Here is a 14,229-nt window from a genome sequence, read left to right on the forward strand (position 1 = left end):
CACCCGCGCATACAACTCACCCACCGTGCGCGGCGCACCCACCACCCCAGCAGCACCCAACGAAGCCACCAACGCCTCACCGAACCCATCACCCCCGGCGGCCCCCACCACCGACTGCAACCAAAACCTCAACCCACCGAAATCAACACCCCACCGACCAGCCCGCACAAGCCCCCCCGGCGTCACCGACCACGCCGACGCAACGAAAGCACCAAGATCCGCGGACAGCGGAACGTACACCGCCAAGCCATCCTTCGCCCCCGCCGGCACCAAATACAAACCAGCCGGCCCTCTAACAAGCGTGTACGGCACCGCACCGAACAGCTTGTCCGCGAGCATCCGGCCCAGCTGATCTCTGTTACCGACCCGAACGATCTCACCGGTATCCGCCCGCAGCACCACCCCCTCCGGCATATGAACGAAATCAGCCCCCGCCACACCAATCCGCACCCACCCATCCGGAGACAACACCACGCCATCGGAAAACGCCAACGACCCATCAGAACTCACCCGATAACCAGACGCCTGCGAACCCGAACCATCCCTCCGCGCATGATCGAACCAGCGCTCAGCCTCCTTACCCCCCGCCCCTGCCGCAACAGCCGGCACATCACGAACCGACACCGACCACACGCCAGCCACACGCGGCCCCGAAATCACCACCTCAGACCCCACCAGGCCCGAATCACCACCCGGCGCCCCACCACGAAGACCGACCCGCGACCCACCGACGTCCATGGCCGAATCACCATCGTCGAAGGGCGACTGCAACTTCAGTTCGACGACGAGCCCGTCTGGATCCAGGTCCGGCCGAGGGTGCACCTCGGCGACGTCGAACGTGCCGCCGTCCAGCACGTAATACAGCTCGCCTTGACCAATGCGCTCACCCAACTCGCCCGAAGCCCGCACCTTCACCTGGTCGGGCACCGGGATCAACTCCACCCGGCCGGGCCCCTCTCCCCACTCGACCCAGTCCAGAGCGTCCTCGGCCGAGCCCCAGACCTGCCAGACCGGAGGCACCGCGACCTCGGCATCGGCTCCGGTGACGGAGGGCGGCTCAGTTCCCGGCCGCCACCGCGCCGCCCAGAACCCCTCACCCTCATCCGCCGCTGCGCGCGGAAGACGGTCGACCGCCCGCCGAGCGACCTCCCACTGCAGGTCGGCCAGTTCGTCGGTGCCATCGGCCGGCAGACGCTCGATGGCCTGCAGGGCGGCGGCCTCTCGCGGCGTCAGGCCTTCCCTTCCGGCGGCCTCCGCGACGTCCGGGGTGACGTCCCAGCGGACCATGCCGTCGTACATCAGCAGATGCGGCGGCAGGGGCATCCACGCGAACGTGTGGCTGACCCATTCACCGAGCGCTGCGCCATCGGAGTGCAGCGCCGAGCGCACCCACTCATCGTCATACCCGGCCCGCTGCCAGGCGAGGACGATGTCGAAGAGCGAGTCCCCGGCAGGCACCCGCCAGGCGATCATCGCCGCGAGGATCCCCCGGCCGTCATCAGACCGCGGCATCACGTCCCGGTACGTCGAGAACACCAGTTCAACGCCGTCAGGCGGCGCGGCGGCCGGACGGTAACCGCGCGCCCGCATCCGCTCACGCCACCACCCGCTGTACGGCCCGGCTCCGCGAGCCGACAGGCCGCTCAACCCCGTCTCGGCGCCACGTCGCGCCGCGGCGGACAAGGCGGTCATCGTCTCGTCCAGGCCCCACGTCGAGTTCACGGAGACCCAGTACGCGAGCTCCTCAATCGAACGGACCGGAAGGTTCTCTGTCCCGAACCACGACGCGACGTCCGTTCGGGCCTCGCCGGTGAAGGCGTTGTACAGCTCGATCACAGCCTTACGCGCGACATCAAGCCCGGTCTGACTGAGCCGCTTCGCGACCTCTCTCTCGTAGTCCTGGCTGACGTCAGGCCACCGCGGGTTCCGGTAGATGGCACCGAATCTCACGGGTGGCTCGGGCAGTCCCTCGCCCCGCGGCGGCGCCAGCCGCCTCGCCTCCGCCCGGGCGGCCTCGATCTCCGCGTTGATGGCCAGGCGATCGTCGTCCGAGGGGTGATTCAGCCGCTCCGCCCTGGAGTACAGCCGCCGCACCTCATCGCCGAGGTCCTGCTGGTTCTGCCGCGACTGCGACGCCGTGGCCCTCTGCACGAGGGCGGCCGCCTCTTGTCCGTAGTAACGCGCCTCGACAACGGCCTTGCCCAGCCCGCCATTGGTGTCCAGTTTCCGCAAGACAGTCACGCCAGTGATGAATTTACCTAGCATGACACTTCTGTCACCGACGAGACCGGCATCCAAGAAACGCCTTGGCGAGATGTCACCATTCCGCATGGGTGACAACAGATCCACGTCCGGACGCGGCTCGCCTTCGAGCTTGAGGTAACGATCGTCGTAGTCGGGAATCCTGCGCAGGAACGTCTGCTCGAAGATTTCGACGAACGCGTCCCGGTCTTCAGCCAGGAAACCTCGTGCCCGCTCCGGAAGTGCGGCGTAGAGGGTGGCGGGGTCATGCCGCACAAGGGCGGCGGCATGGGCCTTCGTAATGGCATAATGCACGAACTCGGTGAGATAGGTCGCCGCATGCACGTAAAGCGCGGCGGCATGGAACCGCAATTCCTGCAGCGCCAGGTCGGAGACGTCCAGGAACCGGTACATGACCTGCGGGTCCTCGACGATATAGCCAAGGAGTTCCTGAGAGAGGAAGCGGGCGGCGATCTGGTCGGCGAACGCCAAGGCGTCATCGAGATGGTCACCGGCGAAATATCCGGTGCGCTGGTCGCGCCAGGTGCTTGCGCGAACGCGCTTCAGGTACTCGTGCCCCACCGCCGGGGGAACACCCTCGTTGTAGTGGTCACGAGCAGCGGACGGCGCGCCGACCGGCGGCGGCCCGATGAGCGCACCCTCCGCGTGTTTCGTCAGCGACCATCCCGGCCCGAGAACCTCCAGGAGAGGAATGCTCGGACCGGAGCCACGCGTCCCGGGAATGTTGCTCAACGAATCCTCAGTGCGCGCCTCCACCTCGTACGTGAGGTCCCGGTCGGCATAGCTCTCTCCCGGGAGCTCCGCCACCACGCCGTAGACCAGCTCAACGATCGCCACGTACCTTTGTTCGCCGGTGCCGCCTGCGACCCTCGCCCTATTCTCCTTGGTGTAGTAACGGCCACCGGGACCTAGATAGACCTTCTTGGTCTCGAGGACGAGTTGCGCACCATGCGGCCCATTCGCCAGCACAAGCTTGTTGTCGAGTTGCCTTAGATCGATACCTCTGCTGGCGGCTTCAGCCTCCAAGCGCGGGAGCGAAATGACGTTCCAGTACTCCTTCTCTTTGCCGGACCCCTTGCCCTGCGGATCCATTCGCCCGAATATATGAAGCCGGGCGATCAGGTCACCCGCGGTCTCCAGCGGAGTTCGCTTCAACGACGAATACAGCTCCGAATATTTCTGCACCACTCCTTCTTGGTCGAGCGGGCCGGAAGGCCATTCTCCCTTCCGGCCCCACTGGCGGCCAGGCCACTCCACTCCGAGAGGACGACCTGACCAACCGTGCCGCCGCACTTCGGCCTGGTACCCGTTGTGCAGAAGCCACCGACCGAAATCGTCGAGCGCCACCTCTCCCGGTACGGACGACAGACTGTCCTCCGGCCCCACCTCGGTCGCCTCGCGCACCTCACCGGCGACGCTCAGTCCGTCTCTCTCGGCCGGCGAGGCGCCCTCCTGCGAGGGCCTCACCTCGGCGGTCGGTGTCGTCTTGGCGACCTCGGTGCTGACGGTGCTCTCGGTGCTCTCGGTGCTGATCACCGATTCGTCGTCGCTGATCTCGGAGACGTCATCCGATGAGCTCGTCCAGTCCGGCCAGTCCCGCGGCGCGAGCGTCTCCGCCGACGTCGTCTCGGCGACGTCGGTACGGACCGGTGTCTCCGCGCCGATGGCCGTCTCGGTGCTGATCGCCGGTCGCGTCTGGGCGACGGCCTCGGCGCGGCCCGCCTTGAACAGGTCCGCGGTGGTCTCGTCCTCCGCGGACACCGTGGCGCGGTCCATCGGCGCCCACCACAGGCGGTACTCGTCGAAGAAGTCCTCACGGAAGACCTCGGCGGTCCGGTTCACCCACTCGCTGTCGTCGAGGTCGTGGCCCGCGCCCTTGGTCTGGAACGACCGGCCCGCGGTCTTGAGCGCGGCCGGGACGGTGGCCTCGAAGGCGAAGTGGGCGGGGAGCTCGGAGGTGAGGCGCTCGACCTGCCGGTCCCAGGAGACGGTCCGCTCGGCCAGGTCCTCCGGCTTGTCGAGGGCTCCGCCGAAGATCTCGTCGAAGGCCGTGGTCATCCGCTCGGTCAGGCCCGTACGGACCCGGCCGGCGTCGTCGTCGGACAGTACCGTCTCCGGGTGGTCCTGCCGCCACCTCGCGGTCGCCGAGGCGGTGATCTCGGCGGCCTGCGCGGCCACGATCTGCTTGGCCGTCTCGCGCGCGAACAACGCGTGCAGCCGGGGTCTGCCGATGGTCTCGCCGTACCAGGTGCGCCACTGTTCGAGCCGTTCCGCCGGCGTCCCGCTCTGTTCGCCGGTGAACAGCTCGCCGAACCGGGTGTTCACCGACCGGGCGACGGACTCCTCCACGGACCGCCGTACACCGTCGGGCAGCGCGCCGCCGAACGCGACGTCGAACCGCTTCCGAAACTCCCCCAGCGTCTCCGGCGGCGCGGTCCGCCACGCCTCGATCGCGGTGTTGACGTCGGCGAGGGTGCTGGTCAGCGCGCCCTCACGGGCGGTCTGGTGGGCCAGCGCCGACGGTACGGACGCGGCCACCGTGTCGAACCTCGCCTGCCACCGCTGCCGCATCTCGGCGGTGACCTCGGCGCCGGGCGGGAAGATCTCCTCGTACGCGGTGTCGAGCTCACGCCACCCGTCGAACACGACCTGAGTGCGGCCGGGCTCCGAGGGCACGGCGTTCTCGGAGGCGAGCGCGGCGAGCAGGTCCCGGTCGGGCGCTGACAGGTTCTCCCGGAAGGACTCGGTGGCCGAGAAGACCAGCCTGGCGAAACGCTCCTGCTCCAACGCGTAATCGGCGCGCCGGTCGAAGGACTTCAACAGGTCGTCGCCGGTCAGCTCCCGTAGGCGGCTTTCGACCGCGCGCCGCATCTCCGGCAGGGCCTGCGCCAGGACGGCACGGATGCCGGTGATGCCGGTGACGGCGTCGAGGAGCTCCTCGACGGCGGTCTCCCACTTCTCCTGGAAGCCGGGGCGCTCTCCCTCGAGTACGGACTTGGCCATGTCCTCGGTCAGCACGATGGCGTCCGAGCCAGCCGCGTCCAGACGCCGGCTCCAATCTTGGAACGCCCGCTCGTACGCCTCCTGGCCGGCCTGCAGGGCGACCTGCCGGGCGGCCTCCCGGTCCAGCTCGTCCGCCAGGCCGTCGAGGATCTCCTGCCGCTCCTGGTCGCCGGCGAGGATGCGGCGTTCGAACGACTCCTGCACCCGCTCACGGATCGTTACAAGGTGGTCGCGCAACGTTTTGCCGGCACCCTTCGGGGCCCACGACTCGTAGATCTCCTCGAACGCCCGCCGGTCGGCGGGGGAGGCCGCCTGCGCGATCTCGGCGTCGTGCTTGGTGAAGGCGGCTTCGAGGGTCTCGTACAGGCGTGCCTGCGCCGCGTGCCACGCGGGGGTGCGCCAGTCGCCGGGCTCGGCGTAGGACGGCGCGGAGACGGGCGTCCACCCGTGCTCCTCCGCGTCGTGTGCCGCGGCGGCGGCCAGGTACGTGTCGACGTACGGCGTGCCCACGTCGTCGAAGCGGCGGCGAAGGTCCGCGACGTGGCGGCGGACCCAGTCGGCCATGGCTCCGGACCGGAGCGTCACCTGGCCGCCGTTCCACGCGGACAGGAAACGGGTGAACTCCCGCTGCGCGACGTCGCGGCGCTCGGCGATGTCGTGCAGCGCGTCGAGCTGCCGCGCGTGGTCGGCCGCCAGCCTGGCCTGCGTGGACGGGTCGAGCGTCCGGCCTTCGACGAAGTCGGTGATCCGCCTGGCGATCTCGGCCTGCTCCCGCCGGTACCAGGACGTCACCTCCGGCGTCCACTTCAGGTCGGGCGCACGGTCGGTGATCATCGTCGAGGCAGGAGTTTCCGGCACCGCGTCGCCTCGCGGGGCCTCGCCGTCCGGGTGCGCGGTCTGCTGTCCGTCCTGAGTGGCCGACGTCGTCTGGGACGCCGGTTCGGTGGTCGGCTGCTGCCGCCACGCGCGGGCCGCGTCGTCGTACCTGCCGCGGAACTCCGCCACGAGCCGGGCCCGCGCGTCTTCCGTCGGGACAGGACCTTCGGTCATCGCCTGGACGAACTCGTCTCGTAGCGCGGTGACCTGGGGACCGTAGTGGAACTCTGGGTCCAGGGCGCGCACCGCCGGCCGCGTGTAGGAGACGACCTCCCACGTGAAGACGCGCCGCGCGTCGGCGACCGCTCGCGCCTCCACGAGCCGCCGGATGACCTCGGTCTCCAGCCCGCTGCGGCTCTCCGGGTCCGTGGTGACCCACTGCTGGACGAACCACTCGCGCGCGCTGATGATCCGGTCGCCCGCCCCGGTCATCGTGGAGCCGCGGTTCGACTGCTCCGCGAGCACCGCGTCGAACGCCCGGTGGGCCTTGTCGCGCTGCTCGATCTCGGTGCGCAGGCGGGCCAGCTCCTCGGTGGCCCGGGCCTCGGCCGCGAGTCTCGCCGGGCTCGGCACCGGCGGCGTCTCTCGAAGCTCCGGAGGTGTCTCCCGGACCTCCAGGGGCGTCTCGCGAACCTCCGGAGGAGTCTCCCGGACCTCCAGGGGCAGGCCCTCGATCAGAACCTGGGCCTGTTCGATGACCTCGGCGGGCGTTGCGCCCTCCTCCGGGGCGTCCTCGACGTACGCCTGGAACGCCCGTTGCTCCACCGGCGGCTCCGGGGCGGCGGGCACGGCCTCCGGTTCCGGCACGAGCCCGGCACGCCGCTCGTACTCCACGAGCGGGGTGCGGGTCAGCTCCAGTCGCCTGAGGTCGAGGGTCCACTCCGGCTTCTCGCGCCAGTCCCGGTATGCCTGCTCTCTGGCCTTGACCTGCTCGCGGAGCGCCGCGAGGCCCTTGCGCGCCTCGGCCAGGATCGCGGTGCGCACCTCCTCGCTCGAGGCCCTGCTCATCTTGCCGCCCAGGCGTGCCCGGAGCGAGTCCTGGCCGGCCTGGTAGTCGACGAACGCGCGCGGGGATCGCAGGGTCGGGCGCTCCTGCTCGAAGACTCGTTCCAGGCTCTCCAGCGCGTCGGCCCTGCGCACCATGTCGACGTAAGCGGCCGCCAGCCGTTCTCGGTTCCGGGCGTTCCCGACCGCGGCCCGTTCGCGCCGCCGGGCCAGCCGTGACGCGTCGGTCTCGGCCTCGAGCGCCTCCCAGCGCTCCCGCAGCCTGACGCCGAAGACGTCCTTCTGGGCTCGTTCCAGCTCCAGCCACTTCGCCGGGTCCCGGTCGCTCGGGCCGTAGTGCTCGAGCTCGATCCTCGCCCACTTGTTCCGGAAGTCGTTGGCGATCTCCTGGAACCTGGTCTCGGGCAGCGCGAAGCGCCGCTGCGCCCGCTCGGTGAGCTCACTCGCCTCGGTGGTCAGCTCGTTGAACCGGCCCGCCCCCTCAGCGAGCGCGTCGTCCAGTCTCGCCTCGAGCCGCAGACGGTCGGCCAGCGAATGCAGGTAGGGCAGGAAGTGGTCGTGGTAGAACCTCTCCTCCCGGCCGACCAGCTCCTCGCGGGACCACAGGCCCTCTCCGGGGTGGCCGACCACCTCCTTGTGCGCGTCGGTCATCGCCGTGCGGAAGTCCGCGCGGACCCGCTCGACGTGCGAGTCGGGCCGGCCGGTGCCCTCCAGCGCCCGGTCGATCCGGCGCAGCATCGCCGCCCGGCCCGCGTGCTCGTCGAGCCGTCCCTGCAGCTCGGCGATCAGGCGCCCGGACGCGGCGGTCAGCGCCCGGGTGTGATCATCCCAGTCGCGGGCGGTCAGCTCCGCGACGGAACGCCCCCCGAGGAGGCGGGTGCTCTCGTCGCGCAGGTCGGTCCGGGCCTCCTCCAGGACCGCGTCGTAGTCCACACCGTCGACCTCGGCGCGAGGACGGTCCGACACTCCCCGCCAGTACAACTCCTCGTGGACGAGTTCGTCGCCGAGGCGCGTCAACAGGCCGTCCTCGGCCTTCTGGGCGCTGATCCGGGCGATGAAGCGCTCGTCCAGTTCCCGCAGCGCCGGTCCGAGCTCCGTCGCGTGCCGTTCGAACTCCCCGACGGGAAGCGTGCGCGTCTCCCTGCCGTCGGGCAGGGTCCGTGTGAAGGCCTCGAAGGACGCGTCGTAGTCCGCCCGCAGGGTCCGGGCGCGGTCGGAGGCGGGGTCCAGGCCCGTCTCCTCCGTCAGTCTCCGGAAGTGGAGCTTCGCCTCGTCTTCGAGCTGCAACCGGGTCCGCAGTCCCCGCACCAGCTCGGCGGTGCGTGCGCCGGCCCGGTCCTGGAGCTCATACAGGGCGTTCGCGCGGGGCGCTTCGCCGCGCAGGCCCACCTCCTCGGCGATGCGGCGGACCTCGGCCTCGTTCACGTCGAGGAACCGCGTCAGCGCCCGTGCCTCCTCCGCCGGTGAAAACCGCTCCCGGTCCACGACCGCGTCGAAGGCGGCTTCGGCGCGCGCCCGTACCGAGCGTACCGCGGCCTCCACCTCGAGCTCGCCGTGCAGCCCGTCGACCAGCTGCTGGAACGACCGCTCGAATCGGTCCCGCGTCAGCTCGCCGCGCAGGTGACGCTCGAACTCCGGTTTCCACCGCGAGTCGAACCGGTCCCGTACGTCGAAGGTCCACGGCCGCGTCCGGTCGGCGTCGAGCCGCGCCTGCTCACGGATCATCCGGTCGGCCACCGCCGGAACGAACAGGTCGTGGTCCAGTCCGTACAGCCGGGTCTCCAGCGCGTCGGTCAGGCGCTGCTCGAAAGGCCGTGCCTCGTCCGCCGAGGCATGTTTCTCCTGGGCCCGGGCGGTGCGGTACGCCTCGGCGACCGTGGAGACGAGGTCCTCCGGCACGCCCGCCTTACGTGCCCAGCCCTCCGGCTCGGACCCGGGGGCCCGCCGGAGCAGCAGCGCGGCCACCTCGGACGACGACGCGGGGTGTTCGTGGACCCCGAGCACCGGTTCGAGCTTGGCGGTGAGCCGCTCCTGCAGCGTCGGCGGCTTATCGATGAGCGCCTGTTCTCCGTCGGACGTGAGGCGCGGCAGCGACGGCTTCGCCCGCTCCCTGTCGTCCTCGGCCAGAGCGGCCCGGTAGGCCTCGATGATCGGGCCGTGGAGCCGGTCGGGGAAGCCCGCCTCGCGCAGGCGGATCGCCGGGTCCGCGTTCGTCCCCAGGTCGGGCACGCCGAAGATGTTCGGGCCGTCGTGGTACGCGGCGATGGCCGCGTCCACCCGCTGGTCGGCCGTCTGCTGCCGGCCGTCCTCCTCGGTGAGCCGGCTCTCGGTCTCCTCCAGCAGCCTGGCCCGGTCCAGATCCCGCCGGCCCTGCGTGATCGGCTCGCCGGCGTTCAACCGGTAGTTCGGCGTGACGTTCCCATCGTCGAGGGCCATGGGGTCCACCAGGCTCTCGTCGGGGCGGTGACCGCCGGGCGCGGCGGCCTCCGTCGTCGTCTCGCCGTGCTCGGCGTAAGGAGGCGGGTCCTGCGGAGATTCGTCGGAGCGCTCCGAGTACGCCGGAACCGACTCCGTCGATACGGGCGTCGCGGGCCGCTCGCCGGCAGAGGCGTTCGCCTCGCGGACCGGCGTGGACGTCTCCTCTTCGGAGGCATCCCGCACGTACGCACGCCGGTCCTTCCGCGACGCCGGATCCGGCGTCTCCGTCGCGGGACGCTCCCGGCCGGCCGGCGGGGACGGGTTCTGCCGCCCTTCCTCGGCGGTCGCCGGCCTCGGGGCGGAACCGGTCTCGGTTCGCGCCGGCGTGGGCGGCGTCTGCGCGCCGGGCCTCGAGCCACTACCCGTGGCCGCGCCCGGTCCGCTGCCGGGCCGCGGTTCGGCCACGGGCTCACCGGACGCGGGCGTCCTGCCGGACTCCGTCCGTACGGGCACGGCGGAGGACTCGGCGGGCGGCACCGTGGTCGACCCGGTGAGCGGCTCCGACGGCGCCTCCGCGCGCGGTCCGGCGGATGCCGGGGACCCGCCCGTACGCGTCGTCGTCTCGCCGGGCCGTTCGGTCTCGGGCATCGGGCGGCTGCCGCCCTGGCCCGCGTTCCGTGCCGACGCGGCCGGCCCGGTGGCGCGAGTGCCCGGCTCCGGTCGCGGTGAGGTCTCGGCCGGGGTCGTCGACGTGGTCCGCGGCCGGGGCGGCGGCGTCACGGTCTCCTCGGCGCCCGGCGTGCTCCGCGCCGGCTCGGACGGCCGCACCGGCGTCTCGGCGCCCGAGGAGCGGGGCGGGACCCTGCCGGCGGCGCCCGGTTCGACGCGCCCGCCGCCGGGGGCGGGAGCCGGGGCATCCGGGCGCGGGGACGCCGCGAGGCCGGCTTCCGGCGTCGCGAGGTTCCGCGGGCTCAGCGGTTCGCCGGGGGCCGCATCCGGGCGGAACGCGGGGCTCTCGACCGGCGACTCCGACTCCGATCCCGGCGTGGAACGCTCCAGGGGGGACACCGGCTCCGGATGGGGCTCGAAGGTCACCCGCGGCGTGACGGCGGGCGGCACGTGCTCACCCGACGGAGCCGACGCGGGCCGTGGAAGCCGTTCGCCGTTCTCGCCACTCAGGCCGGTGCTCTCGGGGAGCGGCCTTCCTGCGGGCGGCGGGACGTTACGGCCCTGCGCCGCGGGTGACGTGACCCCGCCGAACGTTCCCGGGTCGCCGGACTCGCCCCGTGGGAGCGGGACTTCCCCACCCGGCCGGATGAGCGGGTCTTCTCTGCCGACGGTGGCCACCGGCTCCGGCCGCCCGGCGGACGGACGCGGCAGCGGCGATGGCGGCGGGGTCCGCGACGAATCCGACGCCGCCGGGGACGCATTCTCCCCGACGCCGCCGCCCGTACCGGGATCCTCCCCGCCACCAGGCGCGTCGTCCGAGGGCTTGAAGCCGGATCCCCGCAGCCGCACCGGATCGATCGACATCGTCCGGTAGTTGAACACCTTCGGCCCCGCTGCCCGCATCATCCGGGCCTGGGCGCCGAAGACCACTCCGCCGACACCGCCGCCGATCACCATTCCGGGGGAGAACTCCCATTCCCCGTAGACCGCCCCCGACGTCAACGTGGAGGACAGCGCCGCACTCGCCGCCCCCTGCACGAAGTCGCCACCGATGTTCTTGATCTCCTGGGCGATGTCAGTGGCGAACACCTTCTTCAGGCCATCGCCGGCCAGATGATCGAACGCACTGCCCAGGCCCTTCAGGCCCAAGCCTGCACCGCGCCAGCCCAGATCGCTCAGCGCGCCCCCCAGCGCGCCCGCTCCGACCATCTTCCAGTCGACCCCGAACGTGTCCGGGTCACCGTCCAGCGCGTTCCCGAGCAGGCTCGCCGTCATCATCATCAACCCGCCGATCGCCGCTTGAAGCGCCATCGAAACGGAAGTGTCTATCAGCAACGCCGCCAGCCACTGCAAGGTCATCGAAATCTCTAGCCGCGCGGCGGCGTAGGCGACCGCCTCCTCCCCCAGCGAGGCACCGCCGGTGAAGAACGCCATCGCCGTCATGATCGCCAGCTGCAGCTCCAGCATGATCAAAGTCATGATCATCTGGAGCTGCGCCTTCATCAGCTCCCGGGACCAGGCCGCCACCTGATCACCCGCCGAGGTGGCCGCGTCGATGATCTCGTTGATGTGATTCGCCCCGGTGCCCCCGCCGGTCAGGTCCCGGATCACCTCCTTATACTGCGCGACCACCTCATCGGGCAGCGCCCCATCGATCTTGGTGAGCGTGTCGGACAGTTGTCCCGGCAGGTTGGCGAGATTGGTGGCGAAGTCGTAGAAGGGCTGGGAGAGCCCGTACACCTCGCCAGGGACCGCCTCTGGAGGCTCTTCCCCCATCAAAACGAGGAAGAGCCTCCGCTCGTCGTCGTTGAAGGCGACGCCACCCCACGGAGCATCCGACACGGTCGTTCCTGCCCTACTTCCTGGTTCCCCCGCCGGCCCCCGGCAGATTCGCGCCCTGACGCCCCGCGGCGTCGGCCACGGCTGTGTTCACCTTGGAGACCTGGTTTTGGACGCGCCGGGCGGTCGCCGTCACCAGCGTCGGGACCGCGCCCAGAGCGTCCGCCGCCGCCTGTCCCGATTCCACGAGCGACCGACGCGCATCCTCTACCGCGCGATAGATCTGACGCCCGGTCTCGTCATATCCGCAGACGTCGCTGGCGCGTGCGAGACCATCCGTGAAGGCCGCGAGGAGGGAGCGCACGTGGTCCGAAACCACCTGCATGTCATCGACAGCCTTCTGTACGCGCGCCGGGTTGGCTTTGTACGCGCCCGTCTCAGTCACCGTCACCATCCTCGACGATCTCGTCGTGCAGCCTCACCGGCCGCCGGCCATTGCGGGGGGCGGGCCGTGCCGGGCCCGCGGCGCCCCGTCCGCGCCGCCCCCCGGCCAGGGCGGACCCGAAGATCTGCTCCCAGTCGATCTTGTATCCGGGGAGCTCACCGGTCTCGTTCCCCTGCGGGACGAGCGCGGAGAAGGTGTCCTTCACCCGCCGGGCCATCGCCGCCCGGCCCTTACCCGCCGCCTCGACGATGGACGCGGCGAGCTGTGACGCCTCCATCGTGCGGAACTGCTCATCCAGGAACTTCACCCGCTGCAACTCGCCTTGCGGGCCGACGGTCACCTCCACCGCGCGATCCTTGGACCGCGCGGTCGATGACGAACTCCCGAGGTCGGCGCGGGCCCTCGCCACCGCAGCCTTCGTCGCTTCGAGGCGTGCTCTCGCCTCGGCGACGCGGTCGTCCCACGACGACTCTTCCGTCTCCACCTTCGGTACTCCTCTCATGCGCCGGCCGACCATCGGATAGATCCGGCCGTTCACCGTTCTCAGCCGATGACGGCCGGTGCGCCGCCTTCGTCCGTGCCCCAGACGTCCTCCTCCTCGGGGAGCCACGTCTCGCGCTCACGTTCACCGCTCTGCGTCTGCTGATGCTCCTCGCCGCCGTACGGGTCGTAGCCGGAGCTGGTGGCGGTGCGGCTCGCCGGCACCGGCTCCTCGTAGCCGCGGCTCTTGCGCGCACGCCGCCCGAGAAGACCGCCGTCGGCGGGGATGATGTCCTCGTCGTCGTAGACCTGGCGCACACGCTCGCCGCTGTTGTTCTTGTCACCGGCCCCCATACCGCCGAGGCCGCCCATGCCTCCGCCGCCCATCGGATAGCCCCCCTGCGCGTCGGTCGCGGCCGGCCCGGCGCCGAGCGCCGCCGACGGCGAACCGAGGGCGTTCCCCACGGACGGCAGGTCGTGCACGGCCTCTTCGTAGGAGGGGCTCGCGGCGAGGCCCGGGACGGTTCCGCCCAGACCCGTTCCGCCCAGACCCGTTCCGCCCAGGCCCGTTCCGCCCAGGCCCGTTCCGCCCGGGAGCGTCATCAGGCCCGGGAGCGCCGTGCCGCGGGGGCCGAGCGGTGTCGTGATGAGCTCGCCGTTCGGCTCGTGGGTGACCGCGCTGCCGGTCCTCGGATTGATCGTGGTGACGCTGCCGTCCGGGTTGTGGGTCGTGATGGTGCCGTCGGGGTTGACCGTCGTCTGGCTGCCATCCGGGTTCGTCAGCGTGTGCCCACCGGTCAGGTGCTCCGTCGTGACCGATCCGTCCGGGTGCGTCGTCGTCTCCAGACCCGTGTGCGGGTTGATGGTCGTGGAGGTGCCGTCGCTGTAGTCCGTGGTGATCGTGCCGTCGGGGTTCAGCGACGTATGACTCAGGGTCTGACCGGGCTGGAGGTGGGGCAGGCCCGTCTGCGGGTCGTAGGTGGCCGAGCTTCCGTCGCCGAAAGTGGTGGTGACGGTGCCGTCAGGGTTGTGGACCGAATGGGTGAAGATTTGGCTGGGCTGCAACTGCCCGCCTGAAAGCTGGTAGGGGTCCCCCTGCGGCTGGAAGAACTGCCGGGCGAGGTCCTGCTGCTGCTTCTGGTCCTCGTACTGCCGCTTCGCCTCCTCCTGCTGCTCTTTCTGCAGCTTCTCCTGCTTGGCCAGCTCCGTCGCCTGCTGCGCCGCGGCCGCCGCCGCGGCCGCATCCGCCCTGTCCTGATCCTGCTTACGCCACTCCTCTTGCTTGGACCGAT

Annotated in this window: 3 protein-coding genes and 1 pseudogene; all 4 read right to left on the reverse strand. The window is 70.9% G+C overall.

The genetic code is table 11. The features are described from left to right. On the reverse strand, nucleotides 1-12,075 hold a 12,075-nt coding region (locus tag NE235_RS36830; RefSeq protein WP_454464578.1), incomplete at its 3' end, for a WXG100-like domain-containing protein. Between the two features lie 13 nt (nucleotides 12,076-12,088). Then, nucleotides 12,089-12,457, reverse strand: coding sequence for a hypothetical protein (locus tag NE235_RS36835; protein WP_252811517.1), 369 nt, complete (start codon nucleotides 12,455-12,457; stop codon nucleotides 12,089-12,091). Further along, nucleotides 12,450-12,941 carry a YbaB/EbfC family nucleoid-associated protein gene (locus NE235_RS36840; RefSeq protein WP_252811520.1) on the reverse strand — a complete coding sequence of 164 codons (492 nt, stop codon included), beginning with the start codon at nucleotides 12,939-12,941 and terminating at the stop codon, nucleotides 12,450-12,452. Before NE235_RS36840 ends, NE235_RS36835 begins: the two co-directional genes overlap by 8 nt. A gap of 59 nt (nucleotides 12,942-13,000) precedes the next feature. After that, a pseudogene (locus NE235_RS36845) lies at nucleotides 13,001-14,229 on the reverse strand (hypothetical protein); the annotation flags it as partial.

The sequence above is a fragment of the Actinoallomurus spadix genome, assembly GCF_024055725.1.
GTDB lineage: Bacteria > Actinomycetota > Actinomycetes > Streptosporangiales > Streptosporangiaceae > Actinoallomurus > Actinoallomurus spadix.